18 protein-coding genes are annotated in these 23,402 nt (G+C 65.2%); 10 read left to right on the top strand and 8 right to left on the bottom strand.

The annotated features are described in order from the left end of the window. The first annotated feature begins 46 nt into the window (after positions 1–46). Positions 47–424: a hypothetical protein gene (locus CSQ85_RS09205; RefSeq protein WP_150383820.1), complete on the top strand. Its 378-nt coding sequence runs from the start codon at positions 47–49 to the stop codon at positions 422–424. 21 nt (positions 425–445) lie between these two features. On the opposite strand, the gene CSQ85_RS09200 is transcribed toward CSQ85_RS09205, so the two are convergent. Further along, a complete protein-coding gene (locus CSQ85_RS09200; protein ID WP_150383819.1) occupies positions 446–1,324 on the bottom strand; it encodes a DUF6710 family protein in 879 nt (292 codons plus the stop codon). A 52-nt stretch (positions 1,325–1,376) separates the two neighbouring features. Continuing rightward, positions 1,377–1,766 (bottom strand): hypothetical protein, encoded by a 390-nt coding sequence (locus tag CSQ85_RS09195; RefSeq protein WP_150383818.1) that lies wholly within the window; start codon positions 1,764–1,766, stop codon positions 1,377–1,379. Between the two features lie 488 nt (positions 1,767–2,254). On the opposite strand from CSQ85_RS09195, the gene CSQ85_RS09190 reads away from it, so the two are divergent. Next, the gene (locus CSQ85_RS09190; RefSeq protein ID WP_150383817.1) at positions 2,255–7,855 is read left to right on the top strand and encodes a hypothetical protein; all 5,601 of its coding nucleotides are present in this window, start codon (positions 2,255–2,257) and stop codon (positions 7,853–7,855) included. An 8-nt stretch (positions 7,856–7,863) separates the two neighbouring features. Next, the gene (locus CSQ85_RS09185; RefSeq protein WP_150383816.1) at positions 7,864–8,439 is read left to right on the top strand and encodes a DUF5067 domain-containing protein; all 576 of its coding nucleotides are present in this window, start codon (positions 7,864–7,866) and stop codon (positions 8,437–8,439) included. Positions 8,440–8,540: 101 nt separating this feature from the next. On the opposite strand, the gene CSQ85_RS09180 is transcribed toward CSQ85_RS09185, so the two are convergent. Genes CSQ85_RS09180 through dcm form a run of 3 tightly spaced genes read right to left on the bottom strand, consistent with a single transcriptional unit; the run spans position 8,541 to position 11,821 of the window. Next, positions 8,541–9,173, bottom strand: coding sequence for a hypothetical protein (locus CSQ85_RS09180; RefSeq protein WP_150383815.1), 633 nt, complete (start codon positions 9,171–9,173; stop codon positions 8,541–8,543). 50 nt (positions 9,174–9,223) lie between these two features. Continuing rightward, a complete protein-coding gene (locus CSQ85_RS09175) occupies positions 9,224–10,441 on the bottom strand; it encodes a type II restriction endonuclease (protein ID WP_150383814.1) in 1,218 nt (405 codons plus the stop codon). Positions 10,442–10,486: 45 nt separating this feature from the next. Next, positions 10,487–11,821: a DNA (cytosine-5-)-methyltransferase gene (gene dcm / locus CSQ85_RS09170; RefSeq protein WP_150383813.1), complete on the bottom strand. Its 1,335-nt coding sequence runs from the start codon at positions 11,819–11,821 to the stop codon at positions 10,487–10,489. Positions 11,822–11,963: 142 nt separating this feature from the next. Between dcm and CSQ85_RS09165 the strand changes: the two genes are divergently transcribed. Genes CSQ85_RS09165 through CSQ85_RS09150 form a run of 4 tightly spaced genes read left to right on the top strand, consistent with a single transcriptional unit; the run spans position 11,964 to position 15,760 of the window. Then, a complete protein-coding gene (locus CSQ85_RS09165; protein WP_150383812.1) occupies positions 11,964–12,173 on the top strand; it encodes a hypothetical protein in 210 nt (69 codons plus the stop codon). A 4-nt stretch (positions 12,174–12,177) separates the two neighbouring features. Further along, positions 12,178–14,091 (top strand): hypothetical protein, encoded by a 1,914-nt coding sequence (locus tag CSQ85_RS09160; protein ID WP_150383811.1) that lies wholly within the window; start codon positions 12,178–12,180, stop codon positions 14,089–14,091. Between the two features lie 2 nt (positions 14,092–14,093). Further along, on the top strand, positions 14,094–14,978 hold the full coding sequence (locus CSQ85_RS09155) for a hypothetical protein (protein ID WP_150383810.1): 885 nt from the start codon (positions 14,094–14,096) through the stop codon (positions 14,976–14,978). Then, complete coding sequence (locus tag CSQ85_RS09150) at positions 14,975–15,760, top strand: DUF6339 family protein (RefSeq protein WP_150383809.1); 786 nt, start codon at positions 14,975–14,977, stop codon at positions 15,758–15,760. Before CSQ85_RS09155 ends, CSQ85_RS09150 begins: the two co-directional genes overlap by 4 nt. A 163-nt stretch (positions 15,761–15,923) precedes the next feature. Here CSQ85_RS09150 and CSQ85_RS09145 read toward each other — a convergent pair whose 3' ends face one another. From CSQ85_RS09145 to CSQ85_RS09135, 3 genes are all read right to left on the bottom strand, one after another. After that, positions 15,924–16,997, bottom strand: a complete 1,074-nt coding sequence (locus CSQ85_RS09145) for a DNA cytosine methyltransferase (RefSeq protein WP_150383808.1) — start codon at positions 16,995–16,997, stop codon at positions 15,924–15,926. Positions 16,998–17,200: 203 nt separating this feature from the next. Continuing rightward, entirely contained in the window at positions 17,201–17,659 is a 459-nt protein-coding gene (locus CSQ85_RS09140) for a hypothetical protein (protein ID WP_150383807.1), read from the bottom strand. After that, positions 17,656–18,171, bottom strand: a complete 516-nt coding sequence (locus CSQ85_RS09135) for a hypothetical protein (protein WP_150383806.1) — start codon at positions 18,169–18,171, stop codon at positions 17,656–17,658. The genes CSQ85_RS09140 and CSQ85_RS09135 overlap by 4 nt, the downstream gene beginning before the upstream one ends. Positions 18,172–18,385: 214 nt before the next feature. Between CSQ85_RS09135 and CSQ85_RS09130 the strand changes: the two genes are divergently transcribed. The 3 genes from CSQ85_RS09130 to CSQ85_RS09120 all read left to right on the top strand — a co-directional run bounded on the left by CSQ85_RS09130 (position 18,386) and on the right by CSQ85_RS09120 (position 23,401). Then, positions 18,386–20,593 carry a hypothetical protein gene (locus CSQ85_RS09130; protein WP_150383805.1) on the top strand — a complete coding sequence of 736 codons (2,208 nt, stop codon included), beginning with the start codon at positions 18,386–18,388 and terminating at the stop codon, positions 20,591–20,593. Between the two features lie 127 nt (positions 20,594–20,720). Then, on the top strand, positions 20,721–21,050 hold the full coding sequence (locus tag CSQ85_RS09125) for a hypothetical protein (RefSeq protein ID WP_150383804.1): 330 nt from the start codon (positions 20,721–20,723) through the stop codon (positions 21,048–21,050). 128 nt (positions 21,051–21,178) lie between these two features. Continuing rightward, positions 21,179–23,401: an ATP-binding protein gene (locus tag CSQ85_RS09120; RefSeq protein ID WP_223846923.1), complete on the top strand. Its 2,223-nt coding sequence runs from the start codon at positions 21,179–21,181 to the stop codon at positions 23,399–23,401. Position 23,402 lies beyond the last annotated feature (1 nt).

Raw genomic sequence — 23,402 nt, 5'->3', positions numbered from 1 at the left:
GATGGGACGTGTCCGTGCCGGCCGGTGGCGGGTATGGTGTGGAGGCATGTCCGAGATGCTCCTGACGGCCGTGTTCCCCGATGAACAGTCGGCCCATGCATGGGCGGAGGCCGTGCGTGCCGTAGGACTCGAACCGCCTCGCATGCGGTTCACCGTCCAGGGGCGTGGGAAACGTAACGGGCCGAAACTGGCCCGATGGTTGGCCGCGCATCCCGGCTGGCATGCGATCGGCGAGGCCGCGAACCGTCGGGCCGCGCTCAAGGCCGCGTACAAGATCACCTCCGGCGTGCGGCGAGGGTTCGAACTCGGCGGCTACGAGGCCCGGGTCCGACAGGTCAAAGGCACATGGCTGGTGGAGGCGAGGGCCGTGCCGAAACGGCCTGCGGTCGCGGACGACGCGGCCAGCATGCGCCCGCTCTTCTGAACAGTCCCGGTCTCCAACAGGTCAATTGACCGTGATGCCATGGAAATTGACCGGATGCCTGGCCTTGGCGATTTCCTGTCCGATGATGTACAGGGCGGCCAGACGACGGTCCGGCGCCGGCGCGTACGGTTCCCCGCTATCCCAGTGGTAGCCGTCCTCGTCGTACTCGACATGGTCGAAGATGCTCGGCATGCTCGCTCTCGGGTGCGGGATGTCGATGACGGTGGTGGGGGTCACTTTCCCGACGCCGTTCAGGATGTTCGCGATGGTCGCATGATTGCCGCCTTCGACCACGATCGTCACGCCGAACGGCAACAGCAGCGTTTCGGAAGCCGCCGGCGCCTGACTGTTGCTACCGATGGCCGGGTTGGTCAATGCCTTCAACAGCTGTTCGTCGTTCCATGGGCATGCGATCACGGGATCCGCATACGGCCGGATGGGATATTTCATGAGAGTCGGGTATTTTTCCGTGACGGTTTTCAATTGTCGATTGTTGCTCGAATCCGATGCGGTCGTGAATTCCATCGCCCCGAAGTCGATGCCGTTGATTTTCGGGGTGCCTCCGTTGCCGGGTTGTGTTGACGTGTCCGGGATGATCCATTGCAGCAGATCCTTTTCCCCGAACGTATTCACGACGGCCCCATATGAGTCGGATTGGGTTCCTTCGGTTGTCTGCATATTGTAGAGGATCGCTGCGATGGCGTATTCGGCTTGGATGGATCGGGCGAACGCGTTCACCAGCGCGTAGACCGGATGCGTGCACGGCGTCGACGCGTGGGTTTTGTCGAGCACTTCCCTCGCTGTCTTCCTGAGCGTGTCGGCCTGTTCGTCCGTCAGGATGTTCGCCTTGTCCGGCCTGCCGTCGCCGCAGAGTTTTCCTATGAGTTCGCTGAAGCCCATGTTGCTATTCCTTTCCTTGGATTCCTTTTGTCGAGGGGGTTGTCGTGGTCGTTCAATCACACAGTTGGACATCGCGGGCGAGGACCTGGATCGCGTCGGTCGGATGTTCGCACCACCATGCGGGGTCGCCGATGCGCAGGATCCGGGATTCCAGGTACCGGTAGGCGTCGCGCTCGTTCACGCTCGTCGCATGCCGGGCGAGACCGCGCGCCTGTTCCAGGGTGCGGCGTCGGATCAGCTCTGCCCTGCCCTTGAGCATCGGATCATCACCCCACAAGGGACGGAAACCGTCATGGTCCGTGGTGGCGGGGTCGTTGGCTATGCACATGGCGCACCGGCTGTGCTCGATCCGTTTGACCCGCGCGTCCACGACCCGGTACGGTCCGTCGATGCTGATCCGTTCCCCGTGTCCGCAGGAGTGCATGATGTTCCGGTACGCCATAACCCTCAACCCCTAAAGTAGAACGTTTGTTCGAATATTGGTGGTTTGATTATGCGTCACGGGGGCGACCCTCCCCCACCGTTGCAACCGGACGCACGTTAAGGTGTGCGACGTGCGAGGGCGTGTCAACCGGCCGCAGCCACTGTGTCCCACCTTCTTCACTGTCGTGTTCCAAGACGTGACCGCCCACCTGCCTCACGGTCGCTCTCCTATTCCCTGATGCCATGCCGATCTCCGTTGGCTTCCTGGCGTGGAGGCTGGTCCGGTATCGGTGTCGGTTTCCCACGGGGCGGGTGTCGGTGATGGAAATCCGTCCCGCCCCGGGACGGTGGATACAACCCATCCGGGCTCACGCTCCCGGTATCGACATCGGTTTCGTCCGATACCGGGAGCGGGTCCCGGACGAGGCGTGTCCGATCGGCTTTCCACCCTCGACACCTCAGACAAGACGAGCGTTCATACGGGTGGGGGAAGGAACAACGAGGAGAATGATCGGGAAACGGTTCCCTGTGGTCATGACCGCAGGACTGCTGTCCATTTGCATGACCGCCGCCATGGCCGTCACACCGGCGACAGCAGCCACGTCAACGCCGCAATCCAATGTGACGGCTGCCGCCGTGACGCAGTCGAAGTACAGCATCGATGATCTGAGGAATATCGTGCCGTTCTATGAGTATTACAGCGGTCCGAACATGGACAAGATCTACCATTTCGACGGGTTCGACTACAGGAACCCCGGCCCCTGGTACATGCCCGACGGCGACACGCATGCCGGCATCCAGTCCGGCATCCCCGCCGGATGGAGTCAGAAGCTCTACTCCGACGGTGACGTGCACGTCGACCTCATCGCCCCCGACGGCACCAAGATCATCACCTACACATTCAAAGTCCGCACCTACTCGTTGAACCAGGACCAGTTGAAGTCGACGTTGGTGACGGTGGACGACAAGGTGTGGAATGGTTGGAAGCCGTTGGAGAAGACGTCGTACGACATGCGCAAGGAGTATCCGAACGGTGCGCGGATCCGGTTCGGCGCGATCCCGCGCGGTTGGACCGTGACGGTGAGTAACACGGAGTATAACGGTATTCCGTTCGCGAACGTCACGTTCAAGGCCAAGGATGGTGACACGTCGGTCGCGTCGAAGGATTACACGTTCATGGGCGCGACGGTCGCGGAACCCGGCTTGGGCAATCTGGCCGGCGTGAAGGCGTACCGTGACGGCAAGCCAGTGTCCGGGTTCTCGTATCTGACCGCGGATTATAAGGCGGATCGTGGCGGCGACTACACGATGGATGGTGTGCCTGACGGGTGGACGATGACGTCGAAGCGTACCTTGTATCGGCGTGAGTTCACGTATACGAGTGGTGATGGCAAGTATTCGCGTACGTTCACGTTTGATACGCCGGTCGCGACGCGTACGTTGATCGTGCCTGGTTGGGCGGGCGCGGAGAAGGCGCCGGCGGATCTGATCGGCAAGTATCCGGAGTCGACCGGGTTCGCCGAGTTGACCGCCCCGGACAAGTTCACGTGGCGTCTGGCCGACGCGCATGGTGGCGCGGACGCGATTCCCGCGGTCACGTCCACGGACATGCCTCAGGAGTTGAAGGTGTTCACCGTGTACCAGAAGCCGGATGGTTCGCGTGCGACCGCCGAGGAGTCGATCCCCCGTTTGAAGGATCCGTCGTCGATGGAGACCGGTATGGCCGACCCGTTGACGGGCTCCCGTTGGGATTCGACCTTGTGGGCGTACCGGTCCGCGGATGCGAGCGTCGACATGGGTCAGTCGAAGAAGGTCATGGTCGAGGCTCGTACCGTGACCGTGAACGGCTTGATCTACCCGTTGACCCGGGATTCAGGGACGGGCGTGTGGTCGGGCAAGGCCGTCCTGTCCCGGACGCCGATCCCGGACAGGCTGACCGTGAGCGTGCTGAACAACAGCAAGCTCGACTCGTACCAGTTGACGCGTACCGCGCAGACCGCGAGCACCGTGACGTATACGGGCGAGGGCCATGACACGACCGTGACCGCGGTCGCCGACGTGCCACAGGACGCGGGCAGCACGATGACCGTGACCCTGACCGGCGCGGCCGCCGACCCGTTGCAAGCGTTGAGCACGGTCACCGCGAAGGTCGACGGCAAGCCGGTGCCCGGGTTCGACCCGGTCAAGGGCGGCACGTTCAAACTGCCGGCCGGCATGACCGGGACGGTCACGCTCGACGGCATCCCCAGCTCGTGGAAGGCGCAGACCCAGGATGGGTTGTCGTTCACGTTGACCGACGGGACGAACACGGTTACGTACACGTTCACCCGCACGTATTCGCTCGACGACTTGAAGAACGTGAATGTCAAGCTCGGCGGGAAGGACGTGCCCGGTTTCGACTACAAGGGCGGCACGTTCACCGTGGACGACGCGTCCGGTAAGCTCGAGGTGTACGGCATGCCGGCCGGCTGGAGCATGACGAAGCTCAATGACGGCATCCGTCTGACCAGCCCCGACGGGTCGGTGAGCGCCTCGTATCATTTCAAGGAGCCGAACCCGACGTATTCGATCGACGATTTGAAGGACATCATCGTCACCGCGGACGGCAAGCCCGTGCCCGGTTTCGACTACAAGGGCGGCACGTTCCAGGTGCCGGCCGGCACCAAGACGATCAAGTGGGGCGGCATCCCTCAGGATTGGGTTGATACGAAGCTGGCGGATGGTCTCGGGTTCACCGTGACCTCGCCGGACAAGAAGATCACGGTCACGTACACGTTCGTGGAGAACAAGCCCCAGTACAAGCTCGACGACCTCCAGGGATTGTCGGCGACCGCGGACGGCAAGACCGTTGACGGGTTCGACTATCACGGCGGCACGTTCACCGTGCCCGAAGGCACCACCACGGTCGAACTCAACGGCCTGCCCCAGGGGTGGACCAGCAAGCCGTTGGCCAAGGGCCTCGGGTTCACGGTGTCCAGTCCGGACGGGGTCGAGATGGCCACGTACACGTTCACGCCCGAGAACTCGAACCCGGATCCTGAGCCGGGCGACGGGACGGCGAACGCGTTGACGAACGTGATCGCGTACGCGGACGGCATGCCCGTCGACGGGTTCGACCCGGTCAAGGGCGGCACGTTCGCGATCCCCGAGAACACGCTGAACGTGGACCTCGACAACGTGCCCTCCGACTGGTCGTACCAGCCGGTCCCGAACCAGAACGGCTGGTTCATCTACGACATGGTCAACGGTCAGGGCGAGACCGTGGTCCGCTACACGTTCAAGCCCGCTTCCACGACGCAATCCTATTCGGTCGAGGATCTGAAGAACGTGACCCTGAGCGCGGACGGCAAGCCCGTGGAGGGCTTCGATTACAAGGGCGGCACGTTCACCGTGCCGTCGACCGCGACCCTGCAACTGGCCGGCGTGCCGGTCGGCTGGGACATCCAGGAGAACACGGACGGGTGGACCGTGACTTCTCCTGATAAGAAGGTCGTCGTCGTGTACAAGCTCGACCGGCAGCTGCCGCCCGCGTCCGCGGATGAGCTCAAGAACGTGACCGCGTGGGTCGGCGACAAGCAGGTCCAGGGGTTCGACCCGGTCAAGGGCGGCACGTTCCAGGTGCCGTCCGGCACCAATTCGATCACGTTGAAGGACGTGCCCGAAGGGTGGACCAGCACCCGGTTGGATCCGGGTCTCGGGTTCACACTCACCAGTCACGACAAGAAGGTCACCGTCACCTACCGGTTCGAACCCAAGGCGCCCACGTATTCGGTCGATGATCTGAAGAACGTGACCGCGACCGCCGGCGACACGCCTGTGGACGGGTTCGATTACAAGGGCGGCGTGTTCACCGTGCCCAACGGTTCGCGGATCCGCCTCGACCACATCCCCGAGGGATGGTCCACCGACAACAGTCAGAAGACCGAGGAGGGCGGCACCATCATCACCGTGACCTCGCCGGACAAGAGCGTGACCGTGTCGTACACGTTCAACCCGAAGCCCGTCGACCATTCGGTCGACGACCTGAAGAACGTGACCGCGACCGTCGACGGCAAGCCGGTGGAAGGCTTCGACTACCGGGGTGGTACGTTCACCGTGCCTGCGGGCACGACGAGCGTCGAACTCGGTCACGTGCCGTCCGACTGGACCAGCACGCCGCTCGAGAACGGTCTCGGTTTCACCCTGACCAGCCCGGACAAGAAGATCACCGTCACGTACACGTTCACGCCGGCCAAGCCCACGTACAAGGTCGACGACCTGAAGAACGTGACCGCCAGCGCGAACGGCAAGCCGGTCACCGGCTTCGACTACAAGGGCGGCACGTTCACCGTGCCCTCGGGTACCACGCAGGTCACGCTCGGCAACCTGCCGGCGGACTGGACGAGCACCCCGCTTGAGACCGGTCTCGGGTTCACCGTAACCTCGCCGGACAAGAAGGTCACCGCCACGTACACGTTCGTCCCCGAGAAGCCCGTGTACAAGGTCGACGACCTGAAGAACGTGACCGCGACCGCCGACGGCAAGCCCGTCGACAAGTTCGACTACAAGGGCGGCACGTTCACCGTGCCGGCCGGCACGACCGGCGTCCACCTGGACAACATCCCCGCCGGCTGGAGCACCGCGCCCTTGGCCAACGGTCTCGGGTTCACGCTGACCGCGCCCGACAAGAGCGTGACCGTCACGTACACGTTCACGCCCGCGGCAACGCCCAAGCCCACGTACACGGTCGACGACCTGAAGGGCGTGACCGCCAGCGCGGACGGCAAGCCGGTCACCGGCTTCGACTACCGGGGCGGCACGTTCACCGTGCCCTTCGGCACGTCACGGGTCGCGCTCGACAAGGTGCCGCAGGGGTGGACCAGCACGCCCGCCGCACAGGGCCTCGGGTTCACGCTGACCGCTCCCGACAAGTCGTTGAAGGTCACGTACACGTTCACGCCCGCAGCGGCCCCGTCCAGCATGGACGAGCTCAAGGACGTGACCGTGGGCAACGCCACCGTGCCCGGCTTCGACGCCACCCGGGACGGGTCGTGGACCCTGCCCGACGGTGTCAAACCGCAGCTCAAGGGACTGCCCGCCGGATGGAACCAGACCACCGTGGCGCAGGGGCACGGCTGGACCGTCACCCTCACCAAGGGTGATCTCAAGGTCACGCTCACGTTCACCAACGCGTACGGCCCGTCCGACCTCAAGGACGTGACCCTGATCGACAACGGCAAGCCCGTCACCGGGTTCGACCCGGCCAAGACCGGCCCGTACACGGTCGGCAAGACCGGCGAGCTCGTGCTGTCCGGAATCCCCGAGGGATGGAAGGGCGAGGGCCTGACCCTGACCAGCCCCGACGGCAAGTACACGATCACCTACCAGGTGAACCGCGCCTGGTCGCGCACCGATCTCAAGGATGCGACCATCCGGTTCGACGGGCGCACGCCCGACGGGTTCGACCCGACCATGGACGGCACGTGGAACATCCCGCATACCGGCCAGCCGACCATCACCGGCCTGCCCCAGGGCGTGACCGCGTCCACCGTGGAGAAGGACGGGCTCATGACCGTCACCGTCAAGGACCCGGACGGCGGCCTGCTCGCCACCTGGCGTTTCAAGCGCCTGCCCGCCACGTCCCTCGACCAGTTGAACGGCATGACCGTCACCATCGACGGCAAGACCGTGACCGTCAGCCCGGACGCGACCATCGACATCGGCGAACACGCGAAGGTCACGTTCGACAAGCTGCCCCAAGGCTGGACCGCGACCCGGAGCGTCCAGGGCGATATGGAGACATGGACCGTGACCGGCCCCGACGGGAAGACCACCGCCGTCTACCGGTTCCGCCACGTCAAGGGCCAGACCGAACCCGTCAAGGGCGAGGGCATCCTGTCCGGAGGCAAGCTGTCCCAGACCGGCATGGACGCGGTCCGCACCCTCCTGCTGGCCCTGCCCCTGATGATCGTGGCCGCGGCGGGCATCATCCTCGCCCGGCTGCGCGGCCGCAAGACCACGGACGGCATGGGTGCGGGCGAACCCGAGACCATGATCGGCGACGCCCCCACCACCCCGCTGCCGGACGCGACCCGCATGGACGACGGTCAGGACGAAACTAAGGAGTGAACACACCAATGAGTGAAGACAGGAACACCACGCCCAAGGCCGGGAAGGTTCCGAACCCGGCCCTCACCTGGATCACCGGGCATGCCAGGACGCTGATCGCCGCGCTCGTCGCGGTCATGGTCATCATCCTGGCCGGCCTGGCGATCCACGACTCGTGGCAGCAGAGCGTGAACGCGAACGGCGACCCCATCCGGGTCCTGCGCGACAAGGGCGACGTGCCCGGCGCGCACATCGAGTTCACCGGCAGCCACATCACCTCCGACCACCAGTACCTGCTCGCGACCCTGCGATGGACGAACAACACGAAGGAGACCACGATCTTCGACAGGCTGCTCACCATCCGCGCGTACGTGAACGACACGGCCATCGAACGCGCCGACACACCCGCCACACCGATCAAGGGATACAAGACCGGTACTACGACCGTCGAGGTCAAGCCGGGCGAGACCGGGACCGTGACCGTCCCGTTCGCGCTCGACCCGAGTTCGAACGCCATCATGGCCAAGGTCAGGGTCAACGCGTCGTTCAACACGAAACCCATCACCGTCGAACACCTCGCCCGACTCACCGTCACCGGCAAATAACCCGACGGCAATGCGACAGGCAAACGGGGTGGGCCCCGGACCATACAGGTCCGGGGCCCACCCCGTTTGACGTCTCCCCTGCCGGGATCAGGCGCCGGCGACTACCGTCTCGCGTTCGGCAGCATGCCGCTGAGATCCGGTTTCAACCCGTACTGCCACGGCTGCGGACGCGGCCCCAAGCCTTGGAGGACCCGCCCATGCCAATCCCGGCACGTGTCGTTCACCCAGTCGGACACCTGGTTGACATACAGCACGTCCCGGATCCCGTTGTGCGGCCCGTAGGCCACGCGCATGCCATCCCGCGGCACCGCATACCAGCATCCCGCCGACACTCTGCGGTCACGGAACCACGTGTCCTGATCCTTCCTGACCGACAGGTCCGGCGTCAGCGTGGGCAGCCCGTCATCCCCAAGGCGGTTGTTGTCGGCCCAGTAGGATTCGGTCATGCACTTCGTACCGGACACGGCCATCTGATAGGCGGACCGCACATACACCAGCCGGTCGCCACGGTCGGCGGCACCCGTCAGGAACCTGCGCCACATGGCGTCCCGCTCACCCGCCCGGTCCCATTCGTTCACCGCCCGCAGGAACCGGTTCCGGGTTTCAATCAGATCGCCCTTCCTGTTCTGATATTTGATCCAACACTGAATGGCCACCAGCGGACCGAAGGCGACGAGCACGAACGACGACACCCAGATCAGCGTGAGCAGCTTTTCCCCCAGATCCCACAGCATGATTCCACGCTCCTTTCCCCGTGTCCTGCGGTCTTGTCGGAACCGTCGGGTCACTGGTCCTGTTGTTTCTCTTTGACGTAGTCGACGAACGTGCCGAGCGTCCAGATGCGGTCGCGCCTGGACGGCGGGTAGGCGCCGATGTACGGTTTGGGCACGACGAGCGTGACCTTCTCGTCCTCCATCTCGTCCATCTGGGTTTCGCTGATGCCCTGCTGCAGCGTGCACAGGTAGATGCGCCCGCCCTTGAGCCGTTCCGCCTCGACGAGGATCTGCCGCCACCGGTCCTTGCAGGTCGTTTTCGCCGCCAACGACGTAAGCCCCTCCACCCGGAACATGGGGTCATGGTAGGCGGCCTGGGACGGGAAGATGAAATCCGGACGCCGGTTGCCCTCGGTACGCGCCTGCGGCGTGTAGGAGATGTCGTTGCCGTCGAACACGGCGGCAAGCTGGTTCTCGAGGCTCTTGCCCGCACGGCTTTTCCTGCGGTTCAACACGGTGTTGGCGAGATCAAGGAACCCGTCGAGACTGTCGAACCCGGTGTGGATCGCCTTGTCGTAGTGCGCGTGTTCGATGGCGCGGAACAACGCGTACTCGGTTTCGGTCCATGCGACGAGCTTGCCGTCCGGATCGGTCCTGACCCGCTCCCCATGGTCCCTGACCTTCTCGTCGATCACGCGCGCCGCCCGTGAGACGAGGTCTGAGGCGGGGAAGTCGCCGCCGAACGCCTCGACCTGTTCGAGGATCGCCTCACGCTCCAACGTCTCCGGCGCCATCATGTTCGTGTCGATGAGATGGCCGGTCTCGGTGGGGCCGAGCGCGAACGCGTCGAGAAACGCGTCGATGTCCATGCCGTTGTCGAGCACCCATCCCCGGTAGGATTCCGGATCGTCCTTGACGATGACCATGAGCGATCCCGTGAGCTCCGGTTTCAGGTACGGGAAGCCTCGCCCGAACCGGGTGATCCGGTATTCGCTGCGGCTTTTCGACCCGTACCAGATGAACCGTGCGGGCGTCTCCAACCCGCCCGGCCACGTGAACCGGACCTCGCGGCTCTTGTTTTCGCCTTTCATGCCGGGCGTGTCGAACAGGAGCCGGTACGAGTCCTTCGCGATGTACAGGCCGGACTGGTGGGCGCCGGTCAGGCCGGTGTCGTTGGCGGACAGGAACTTGCAGTACGCGACCCGCGCGTGCGCGACGGCCCGGATCGCGTCCCGCGCGTCAGGCCCCGGCTCCACGGGGTCGAAGAGGCTGGGTGTTTCAACGTCCATGCCTCCCGATTATCCCACGGACAGGGGGCCGCCTCCCCCGGCGGTTCAGTCCTCGCCCGCGCCGGCGACGGCCAGCTCACGCGCCTTGTCGATGTCGTCCGCGGACGTGGAGTCGTCCGACAGGACGCCCTGGTCGGCCTGGGCCATGACCTTGAGTATGTGCGGGCGCATGATGCGCGCGACCTCGGCGACGGCGGGCACGACCACCGAATTGCCGAACTGCCGGTAGGCCTGCGTGTCCGACACGGGGATGCGGAAGTCATCCGGATAGCCCATGAGGCGCGCGCATTCGCGCGGCGTGAGCCTGCGGGGCCGCTGCCCGTCCTGGGCGACGAGGATCTCGCTGCCGTCCTTGTGATACCGGGCGGACAGGGTGCGCGACACCATGTCCGGGGTGACCAGACCGTAGCCGAACCCGTGGCCCAATGCCTCGTGCTTCCTCCTGTAGTCCTGCAGATACTGCCACAGGCGAGGGGTGAGCGTGTACTTGTCCTGGACTTTCCGGTGTTCGAAGTCGAAATACTTGTCGCCGTCCCACGGCAGGTAGGGTTCGGTGCCGTCGGTCCTGTGCAGGATGTCGGCCAGCACGGGCTGGCGGTCCGGGTATCTCAGGTCGTCCCACGTGAAGTCGGTTGCGGAACGGAAGCCGACGATGTAGATGCGTTCGCGATGCTGGGGCACGAAATGCTGGCCGTCGATGACCTTCCAATGCACCTCGTAGCCGAGCTCGTGCTGCAGCGTGTCGAGGATGACCTTGAACGTGCGCCCCCGGTCGTGGCTGGTGAGGTTCTTCACGTTCTCCAACAGGAACGCGGCGGGCCGTTTGGCGGCGATGATGCGCGCCACGTCGAAGAACAGGGTGCCCTGCGTCTTGTCGCGGAACCCGGTCTCCCGCCCGAGGCTGCGTTTCTTCGAGACGCCGGCGAGACTGAACGGCTGGCAGGGGAAGCCGGCGAGCACCACGTCGCAGTCCGGGATGTCCCCGGCGTCGACCTTGGTGATGTCGCCCGTCACGGTCTCGGCGAACCCGTAGTTCGTCCGGTAGGTGCGCGACGAGTACTCGTTCCATTCGGACGCGAACACCGCGTGCCCGCCGGCCGTGGCGAACCCGCGGCGGATGCCGCCGATGCCCGCGAACAGGTCGACGGTGCGGAAATCCTTGCCCGTCTCATGTGTGGTCCCGTAGTACAGTTCCTTGAGGCCGGCGACGTACGCCTTCTTGCACTTGGCCTTGCCGGTCTCCCATCGTTCCACGGTCGACGTGGACAGGCCCAACGATTCAGCCAACTGGCGTCGGGTCATGCCCTCCCGCAGCCTGGCGATCAGCTCCCCGGCCTCACCGGTGTCGTCGATGTCCTCATGCTCAAACACTTCACTCATAGGGACGATCGTATATCAGGATGATGACAGAAATTCCCTTTTCGCACATCTTTCACAATCGACCACCCCGCAGCCGAACATATCGAAGAAGACAATCGTCGGATATTTGACGGATATATATCCGAAATGTAGTATTGGGGGTATGGTCGAAACGAAGAACGAACGGTTCCGCCGGCTGGCCGACAGTCGCGGGATGCGTCTGATACGCGAGATCCGCATATTGGGAAACCTGTCCAACAGGAAGAACTACTCATACACGGCCGAGGAGGTCGAGACGCTGTTCGCCCCCATCGAGGACGAGCTGGCGAAAACCAGGGCGCTGTTCGTCACGGACGGCGGGAAGGAACGGTGACACGTTGATCAACGACAAGGAATACGGGTTCCTGTTCAAACCGAACGGGAACACCGACCAGGGGCCGTCGGACGCGGGCGAGGAGAACTTCAACGGCAGTTCCGTCGCCCGCGCCCTGGCCAGGGAGCTCGGCCAGAACTCATTGGACGCGATCGCCCGCGAGGGCGGGTGGCCGTTGCGCATGGAGTTCGAACTGCGCCGCATGCCCGTCAAGGACATCCCCGACGTGGACTCCCTGCGCCGGCATCTCATGGCGTCGCTCGACTCGTACGGCGACAGCCCGCGCCTGCGCCACGCCGTCGAAGCGCTCGACGGTGAGGAGATCAGCGTGCTGCGCGTCGGCGACTACGGCACCAAGGGCCTCGAAGGCGGCGAATCCATCCTCGACGCGTCCTCGACGCTCAACGCGTTGACCCGCGGCTCCGGCGTGAGCGTCGGCAAGACCGACGCAGGCGGCTCCTTCGGCATCGGCAAGGCCGTCGGCCTGCTCGCCTCCCGGATCCGCACCGAGTTCTGGACCACACGCACACGCTCCTCCGACACGACCGTGTTCGCGGGCTGCTGCCAATTGACCACCCACCACAACCCCGCCAGCGACAGCCCGCTCGACCGTCTCGGCCCGATGGGCACGTACACGCGACTGGATGACGGGACCGACTACCACTACCTGCGCTCCCCCGGCCCGTTGGGCCCGTTCGGCGAACGCGTCGAACCCGGCACGGACGTGTACATCATGGGCTACGTCGACGCCGACGAGGATCCCCGGCTCGAACGGGTCAGGGACGCGCTGATCGACAACTTCATGGCCGCGATCATGCGCGGTCACCTCGTCGCCGTGGGCGTCAACGACGACGGCGAGGTGTGGACCCTCGACCGCGACCATCTGAAACAGGCCATCGACTCCATCACCGACCGGGACGTGAGGACCGAACTCAACGCCTTCCACAACGCGCTCCTCCAGGAGCCCGTCGTGACCACCGACCCGCTGTTGGGCGAGATGCGCCTGTACATCAACATCGACGACCAGCTGCCCCGCCGGCTCAACACGGTCGCGATGCGCCGCCCCCTGATGAAGGTCTGCACGTTCGAACACCGCAGCATCCCCGTACGCTACGCGGCCGTCCTCGAATGCTCCTCCCCGCAAGGCAACCGGATCCTGCGTGACATGGAGCCCGTCCAACACAACAAGTGGATCGAATCCAAACGCCCGGAGGGACGCAAGGTCCTCAAGGCCATCAAGACGTTCATCCGCGACGAACTGCGCCGCCGCGTCGGCCAGGAGCTTGGCGAGGAGATCCGCATCAAAGGACTCAACACGCTCCTGCCCGCCGGCCTGTCGTTCGACGGCGACATGTCACCACGCGGCGGACGCCCCACGAACGGGCCCGGCACCATCAAGGAGTCCTCGTCCACGCAAGGCGCCGAACAGCACGCCCAACCCGCCACTGAGGACAAGCCGCAATCCGTACGCGTGTCCCTCATGGAACCGGCCGTCGCCACCGGCGACGGCGACCAGGCGTCCACCGGGCGCAAACGCGGCGGCACCTCCACACGCGGACGCCACGCGGCCGGCCTGCCCGCAGCCGGCACGCCCGGCGACGGCGGGTCCATCATCCCCGCGGGCGCCCTGTCGATGCGCTACTGGTACGAGGCGTCCACCGGCGGCTACATCCTCGTGCTCCGCTCCCGCGACGGGCGTGACACCACCGGCGGCCTGCGTTTGACCGCGGCCGTCAACGGCGAGTTCGGCGACTACATGCCACCCGTCACCGCCGCCGAACTCCTCGACCCGACCGGCACCCATCCGCTCGAGATCGACGACGGGACCATACGCGGCGTGACCGTCTCCGGCACGCATCCGACACGACTGCGCGTCCGGGTCGCCAGCGGCGCCCGACTGCAACTGGGGGTGAAATGAGCATGGCCAACGCATCGTATCCGATCCCGGTCCTCGGCAACGGCGAGGGCGCGGACAGGGACGTCGCCTCCGAATGGAGGGTCGGCAACGTCGTCTCGGAGTCTGGCACCGAATACATCACCATCCGGTTCCGCGTGTTCACCGACGACCCCGACCTCGACCGTCTCATCACAAAGGGTTCCGCCCGCATCATGGCCCGATGGCAATGCTCGTCGACGATCTCCACCGGCTACCTCGACCTCACGGAAAAGGTCCGTCACGCCGACGGTCTCACCTACGAGGCGACCCTCGACCAGCGGACCGTGTCCGGCGACATCCTCGTCGACGTGTTCGCCGCCGCCGTCCAACCCGATCCCGCGTTCCGGTGGACCCGCCAGCACGAGGACTACGGCGACGGCACGTTCGATGTGCGCGTCGGCGACCTGCTGACCACGGTCCAACGGTTCAGGGTGTCCACGGTCAAACTGTACGACCCGCAGAACCCGCCGCTCGACTCGATCTTCCACATCGTCGCCGACTCGTCCACGCCGAACATGAAAGGCATCCGCACCGACTACTCCGACACCGACCAGATCATCGTGAAGATGAGCCCCACGCTCCTCGCCCACGTGCAACTGATGGGATCCGAAACGCTCAAACTCTCCACGCTGGTCCTGCCCGCACTCGTCGACGCCATATCGTTCATGCGCGCCTGCGACAACGACCCCGACAACACCGACGACCTGTCCGACAGGGAATGGCATCGCACCCTGACCAGGCTCATCACGGCCAACGGCCTCGAACACGAGGACAGCCCGCTCGCCATAGCCCAACGGCTGCTCGCCGACCCCATCGGCCGGTACGCCGACGAAACCACGCGAGCCAACGACACCGAGGAGGAATCATGACCTCGACCACCTGCTCCAAACAATTCACCCAGGACGCCGTACTCCTGCTGCGCAGCCGCCTGAACGACGCCGACTCCCCCGCCGACTTCCTCACCCAGGCGGACGAGCTCGCCTCGAACCCCGACATGCTGCTCGAACGCGAACCCGTCGAACTCGCCGACCCGCTCACCGGCGGGCCCGCCCGTGACGGCGACAACGCGATCAGCCTGTACGAGGCCGTCGGCCCCATCGACCGGGCCAACGCCGCCATGCCGGGACTATGGACCTACATGGCGTTCACCACATGCCGCGCGTACATGACGGAACGCTGGCCATTGAAGGAAGACGGCAACTGGAAGAACACCGTCCAATCCCGCTGGCTCCTGCCCCGCACCACCAGCCGAAGCCGCCTCGTCCGCCAGGGACTCTCCCGCCTGTGGTGGGGCGCCGAACTCACCTACGACGGCACGCTCTCCCACACGCTGAGCGCCCGCAAACACGACCCGTACGCGTACACGCGGCTCGTATTCGCCTACCAGAACCTCTACCAGCAGCTCTTCGACCGCGGCGTGGGCGACGACCCGAAAGTCATGTGGGCGTTCATGGACGCCGCCGCCGACTACAAGGGTCCGGAAAACCCGTCCGAGTTCGTCGCCGCCCTCGGCAGGGACACGCTCCTCGAAATGTCCTCCAGACAACTCGGCCTCATGGACGACACGTCGCTCGAAACGTTCGTCACCCAAGTCGGCGCGACCACCATCGTCAACCGGCCCCGCCGGAAACCCAAGACAACCGCCGCATAAGTCACCGCACATCATTGAGGTCCCATGCCGCATCCACCGGCTTGGGGCCTCTGCCTATGACCGGTTCTTGCAATACTGGCCGACCACCCACTCACTTAAGGAACGCATCACGCGCCCATACCCACCGACACTAGACAATCGGCATGGGACTGGACGCATGGTGTTACTGCCGTCCATGCATGAGGTATCGCGCGAAGCAGCGCGCCAGATGGTACGCGAACATGGGCGGCACCGCGTTGCCGATCTGCGTGAACCGGCTCGACTGCGAGCCGTGGAACTCAAACCAGTCCGGGAACCCTTGGAGCCGCGCCGCCTCGCGGACCGTGAGCCGTCGGCGTCGCCCGTCTGGCAGTCTGATGCGTTGCATGTCGCCGGTCGCCCCGGCGAGGTTCCGGCATGTCAGCGTTCTTGCCGGACGATCGAGATGTAGATCCCGTGGGTTTCTGCATTTCGATGCCGCCTCGTATTTGGCGATGTACTCGTCCATCGATTTGGTGAGGAACATGGCGTCCTGTGGTATCTGAGTGGCGAGTTCACCCAAGGCTTCGCCTGCGGTGATGCGGTAGTCGTTCGGTTCCGGGAACCGGAATCCCCCATGATGGCCGACCATGATGAGACGTTCCCTGTTCTGGGGCACGTCATACTGGACCAGTCGGAACACCTTGTATTCCACGATGTATCCCAGACTTTTCATCTCGTCGATTATTGTCTGGAAGTATCCATCGTTCTGTTCCGGTAATCCTTTCACGTTCTCGCACATCCAAATGGCGGGCCGGATCTTGCGTATCGCCTCGATAAATGCGGGGAATCCGTTCCTTTCGTCGGATTGCCCTTTCCTCTTGCCGAAACGACTGAACGGTTGGCATGGCGGTCCGCCGATCACCACTTCCGTCCGGGGAAGTTCCGTATCAACGGTGATCTTCTCCTGGACGCAATCGGATCGGAGATTTGAACTGTAGGTGTCGCAGCAGTCCTTGACCATCTCATATCCGATGGTCCTGAACCCTGCCGCCTCAAACCCCAACGACAATCCCCCGCATCCGGCGAACAGATCCAACGCTTTGAACGGTCGAGCATCCGGGAGTCGGATCGTTTCATTGAGATGTTCCACCCAGTCGCCGTAGGATCGCGTTCCACCACGCCGGCCGACACCACCTTGCCGCCGGCCCGTTCGAACCCGAGATCGAAACCGCCGATCCCCGCGAAGAAACTGGCGACCCTCACCGGATTCTGCCATACAAGCCGATTTCGAGGCGATGCTTGCCGATACGTCGTGTTTAGGGATGTCCTTGATCCCGTCATCATGACCATTCACATGCGGGACACGCGTCCGCACGGCCAGCCCCGTGCGATAACGCCCAACCACCCGCTCCTGTCGCCGACACAAGGCCACGCCTCGATACGAGGGTCGGTACCGTTCGCTTTCCCTTGTTGGTTGTCTTAAGTCAGCAGGTTGTGGATGTCGGCGAGGACGCGCAGGAGCATGTTCCGCCCGTAGACGGTTCCGTCCGGGTCGTGGAGCCGGATCCGCAACGCCTCGCGTTCGACCGTGACGTCATGTCCATGGGCTGTAGCGTTCAACCGGGCGTATATGCCCGCGGCGACGGTATCCGCGGGCTCGTCCGTCTCCCCCGTGTCAAGCGTCAGGTTCATGGTGTCCGAACCGTCTTCGCGGGCGAGGATGCCCGCCAGCATGGATGGGACTCCTGTGGCGTCGCTTTCGCAGCCTTTGAGCGTGTCAAGCAGGTCCCAATCCATGGGGGCGATTTGGTCCGTGTAGGTGAACACCCATGCCACGTCACGCCGGGTCAGGCCCATGCCGGTCTCGACCATGATCTGTTGGCGCAACGCCATGACGAGCGTGCACCCCACCTGCAACGACCGGTCCGGGGTGGTCACCGGTCTCCCGTGTCGTCACGTCGTTGTTCGAGGGCGAGTTGGATGCCGAGGACCGCGTGGATCGTGTCGACCGCGTCAAGGAGCACGCCATGCAGGTATGCGGGGTCGTGTTCCTGTTCGATATGCATCATGTCGCGTTCCAACGCGTCATCGGACCGTAATCCCAAGGCTTTCATGCGGGCGACGAGCCCCACGGCGAGCGTGTCCGTGTCGGTTTTGGCCGGTCTGTCGTTGGGCGCGTATTTGGAGCCTGCGGGATCTTCGGTGGCGAGGATCCATGCCAGTGTGCCCGCAGTGTCCCCCTGTTTGGCGCAGTGGTCGAGCGTGGCGGTCACGCCGTTGGTGTCGGGCAGTGCGGTGACGCGCTGCCGGAGCGTGTCCACGTCTTCGGGGGCGAGTTCCATGCTCTGGGTTCGGAGGCGGCGTCGCATGTCGGCCACGAGGATCATGGCGAGCATCGTGGCCTTGCCTTTGTCCGGCGCCTCATGGTGTGGCGTGCCTGTTCCTGTCATGGTTCCGAAGTGTACGCGGTCCGGGTGTCGCGCATCACCCTCCCGCGTGCCGATACCGGTGTCGGGTTCTTCTCGGGCGGGGTGTCTTGATTGGCCGGTGTATCCCGCCGCCTGTGTCCGCCGCCCCTGTTTCCGGACGGCACCCATGTCACACGGGTTCGCGGGCCGCCGGCATGTTCGCATCAGGTCATGAAAAGGCAAGGAGAACACCGACATGGGTCATGAGCGTTTCACACGGCTGGTCGCCGTGGCCGCGATCATCGCGGCATTGAGCCCGGCGACGGCCGTCGCGGCTCCGCTGGGTCCGGACCAGACCATCACTTCCGGATCCACGGGCACGTCACGTGCCGCGGAATCCGGCACCGATACCGGTTCGACCGATCAGGGCAAGGATGATGGTAAGACGGACGGTTCGACCACGGATCCGGGATTGGGCGGCGACCCGGTCATCCCGGAGGGGGCCACGGTCACGGCCCGGTGGAAGAAGTCCGATTACGCGATGGAGCAGGACGATAAGGGCGTGTGGCGCGCGTCCGCGACCGCCGTGACCGAGAAGGACTGGGAGGAACTGCCCGTGGTCACGTGGAGCATCGGCCAGGGCAAGGACCGCAAGACCGGCACGGTCGGTGTCAAGCCGGGCGCCACGTCGCTCGACACGAAGCAGTCCGACACGTTGGGCGTCAAGCAGGTGTCCGGCACGAAGACGTATACGGGCGAGACCAGCGGCAAGCAGAAGGTCGAGTTCACCGCCGCCCTGTCATACAAGACCGGCACCGAGCAGAAGGCCGGGTGGGAGCGCGGCAAGCAGACCGTAAGCCTCACGCGCGGCGAGAACGGCGTGTGGACCGGCGTGCTGCCGACCGACGGCCTGCACACGAACAACGGCGTCTACCATGACAAGGCCACGGTCGGTGACCAGGAGTTCACGGCCGAATGGTCCGATCCGACGATCACGACCAGCGACAAGGGTCTGCGTATCTGGAAGCGCACGATGAGCGCGAAGGGTCGTGTCGGCGACCAGGACGTGGTCCTGACCGGTGACGCGATCCGCCTGTACGACGCGCATGTGAGCCTGTCGGTCACGCGCACCGACGCGAAGGGCAACACACAGCTGATCGAAGTGCCCGGCACGAAGCTCGAGGACCCGTCCGGCTTGCAGGACGAGTACACGTTGGACGCGCAATCCTGGGATCACGTGTCCGACCAGTTCACGCTGGGCGGCGAGCAGGGTCCCGACTCGTCCGTGGACAAGCCCACGTACGGCCTGGGTTCGGGTGCGGAGCGTGTCATCACGCAGACCGTGCATTGGACCGACGCGTCCGGCGCCGCCCAGTCGAAGACCGTGACGATCCGTATCCCGTTCGACCGCAGCACGATCGCCCCCGACTCGGCGGCCAAGCTGACCGGCATCTACGTGAACCGTAGCGGCGAGAAGACCAAGGGCGCGCTGATCGACGGCTGGGATCCCGACATCCTCAAATACGTGGTTCAGGTCGGCGAGAACGATCCCAGCCCGTACATCCTGCCCGAGGGCGGCGAGAACGTGACCATCACCGCGGGCGACGTGATCCAGACCGCGTACACCGCGACCCAGACGTGGACCGTGACCGTGAAAAACGGCAAGGACACGCGCTCCTACGAGGTGAGCGTGATCCGCGCCCACGAGACCCCGACCGCGGACGAGGCGTTCACGCCTGCCGAGGCCAAGCCCGAAACGCCGAGCGTGGACGCGCCCGACCCGTCCGACACCAGCCTCGTGTCCTGGGGTTACCGGGATTCCGCGGGCGAATACCATCCGGTCAAGGACACCGAGTTCCAGATCCCCGAGGGCGGCGAGATCGCCTGGGAGGCCAAGAACATGCAGACCGTGACCAACAGCGTCGAGAAGACCGCGCCCATGCGCTACACGCACCTGCTGGGCGTGCTTGCCCCCGACGGGCTCACGTTCAAGCCGGTCGAGCTCAAGGTCACGTACATCACCAAGGCCACGACCACCGCGGCATTGACCGGCCTGACCGTCAACGGCAAGCCGGTCCCCGGCTTCCAGCCTGAGAAGACCGACTACCGGGTCGAGGTCGACGACCCGACCTCGTGGACTCTGGTCCCCCAGTACGACAAGCAGCTCGGCATGGCCATCAGCACCCACAAGGACGAGAAGGACAAGACCAAGGCGTCCGTGACCGTGACCAGCGCCGACGGCATCAACACGCGCACCTACACCGTCACCGCCGTCAAGCAGCAGCCCAAGGCGAACACGCCGGGCGCGACCAACGGCCAGCAGGGCACCGGCGCGAACGGTGCCGCAGGCGGCCGTCTCGCCCAGACGGGCGTGACCGCATGGCTGTTCGCCTTGGTCGGCGCCCCCATGATGCTGGCCGGTATCGCCGGCCCGCTCCTGCGCCGCCGCCACGACAACGACTGACCCCGATTCCTCACGCCGGCCCTCCTCCCGGATGCTCCGGGAAGGGGGCCGGCGCCCCGGCCGGAGGGCCTCCGGCCAGCCCCATAATCCGATACCAAGTTTTCCCTTCTCCTGAAAGGAGCATCCCATGGATGCGTTGTTCCCCCTGATCGTCCTCGTCGTCCTGTTCCTCGCCGCGTCGCTGATGTGGAGCGGATGCGTGTACAAGTTCTTCCGCGACCCGCGTTCCGGCAACGGCACGTACACCGACATGCGCGGCCGCACCCGCCCCAAGGCCCTGGGTCTGAGCCAGGTGATCGCCCCGTTCAGCCGGCGCAAGGCCGAGAAGATCCTCGCCCTGTCGCGCACGCAGCGCAACCGGGCCGCGCTCGTCCGGTTCCTCGGCGGCATCGCGATCATGGTGCTCATGGTCGTCGGCATCGCGTTCCTGAGCACGCAGGGCGTGGCCGGCATCTGACCGGCCGGTCCGCCCCATGGCCGCGCGCCCATGGGGCGGGCCTTACCATTCGTTTCCGTTCCGCCCCGCGTGCGACGCGGGGCGCGCGCGTGTTTTCCCTTCCCGACAGTTTCACCGGAGGTTCCACCATGAGCGAGACAGGATCCATGCCGTCCCGTGGCCGGCACGGCCGGCACAGCATGCCGCCGGTCCCCATGCCGCCCTTGCCGCCGCGTCCGACGACGCCCGCCGGCGGGGATGATCCCTTTGAGGACACCAACCGGATGCCCGCGATCCGTGTGCCCCTGCCCGACCGTCCCACGCCCGCCACGCCTGCCACGACGCAACCATCCGGCCCCATGCCGACGCCCGTCCCGCCCGTCACCCCTGCCGGCCGTGACGACGATCGGGCCAGTCGCACCGTCGACGAGCCTGTTCCCGCCATGGACGACACGGATCCCCATGACGACCGGGATGACCGCTTCGACAAGGATGACGATCTCGACGACGAGGACGATGATCTCGACGACGATGATCTCGACGACGAGGACACCGATAGCGACGTCGATGATGACGATGACGATGAGTCGGGTGAGGACGACGAGTCCGAAGACGATGATGATGGTGATGGTTCGTCGGATGGGGAGGATGATGGTCCGGACCCGTTGGCGGGCGACAACCGTCTGGGCGTGAAAGGCCGCATGTCGGTCGCCTGCCTGGGGTTCGTGCCGGTGAAGACGGTGTGGAACCCGCAGGAGGCGTTCTGGTACGACCGGATCCGTCCGATCCTCGCCCGCGAAGCCGCCAAGGCGCGCGACAAGGGCCTGTCCGAGGAGAAGGTCCGCGCCCGGTTGGAACGCAAACGGCGTGAACTGCCGCCGGCGCCGCCGCACCGGACCGGCAAACCCGATCTGCGTGGCATCGACGACGCCCGCGGCGTGGGCCGGTTGCTCGCGAACCGTCAGTTGGACGCGCAGCGCAGGGTGCGCCGCGCCCGCCTCGACGACCAGGAGGGCATGCTGCCCTTGTCGGCCGCGGGCCCGTTGGACCGGCTGATGCGCGACTGCAACGAGCGTCCCCTCGTCCCCTGGCATCAGACCAGCGCGGGCCGTGCGGGCGTGTTGACCACGATGGTCGCCGGATCCGGCGCGCCGCCGATCCCCGGCCCGGTGCTCGGCGTCGACCTGCTGTCCGGCGAACCGTACACGTACGACTCGTGGGGCACGTTCGACGCGGGCATGACCCGCAGCCCGGACATGTTCCTGTCCGGCCAGCGCGGCAACGGCAAATCCTTCTTCTGCAAGACCCTGGCGGTGCGGGAGATCGAATGGGGTCGTCATGTGATCGTCCAGTCCGACCGTCAGGGCGAGTGGGCGAGGATCGCGGGCAACATCGGCGGGCAGATCATCAGCCCGGGCGCCGGCGTGTACATGAACCCGTTCGAACTGCCGGCCACCGACCCCGCGTGGCGTGACGCGCACCTGGACGAGTGGGTCAAGGAGATCCAGGTGGGCCGGCGTAGCGCGTTCCGCACGATCGCCGAGGCGTTGCCCGACCGTGACGGCCTGTACCCGTTGGACCGTGACCAGGAGAGCATCATTGACGCGCTGGTCACGGATTTCGGCACCGGGGAGATGACGTTGACGGACGCGGTCGACCGGCTCGCCTCCCGCGAGTGGATCGACCGGGTCGGCCCGCACATCAAAGGGTTCGAGAACTATCCGGAACAGGCCGCCGAGGCGGCCGCGAGGACGGCGCGCGTGTTCAACCCGCTGATCGGCGAGGGCGCGTACGCGGGCATGTTCGACCGGGAGTCCACGATCAGCCCGGACCCGTCCAGCCCCATGATCGTATTCGACACGAGTTCCCCCTTGTTCGAGGACGAGCAGTTGAAGCACATCTACACGGCGTGCGTGAGCGCGTGGATCGACCGTTTGCTGCAGCGGCGTGACGGGTTGCGCAGGATCGTCGTGATCGAGGAGGCGTGGGACGTCGTCAAGGACGCGGGCCTCGTGGACAGTCTGCAGACCCGGCAGCGGTCGGCCGGCCACTGGGGGTGCGCGACCTGGCTGATCGTGCACGGCGCGTCCGATATGAGCGAGGTGTTCGACCAGGGCAGCGCGTTGCGCGGCCGGGTCGAAATGCTCATGAAGCTCATGGAGACGAAGGTCACGTTCCAGCAGAACGATCTGGCGGTGTTGGAGCGGATCATCCCCGACATGAGCGAGGACGAGATCGCCACGATCCCCCGCCTGGAGAAAGGCGTGGCGATCGTCCGGGTCGGCCATGAGCATCCGCGCATGGTCACCGCCCTGGCGGGCGCGAGCATGGGCGCCCTGTTCGATACGAGCGCGTTGAGACGAGGAGCATGAC

This window comes from Bifidobacterium rousetti, assembly GCF_008698235.1.
GTDB lineage: Bacteria > Actinomycetota > Actinomycetes > Actinomycetales > Bifidobacteriaceae > Bifidobacterium > Bifidobacterium rousetti.
This window is presented reverse-complemented; position numbering and strand designations above follow the sequence as displayed.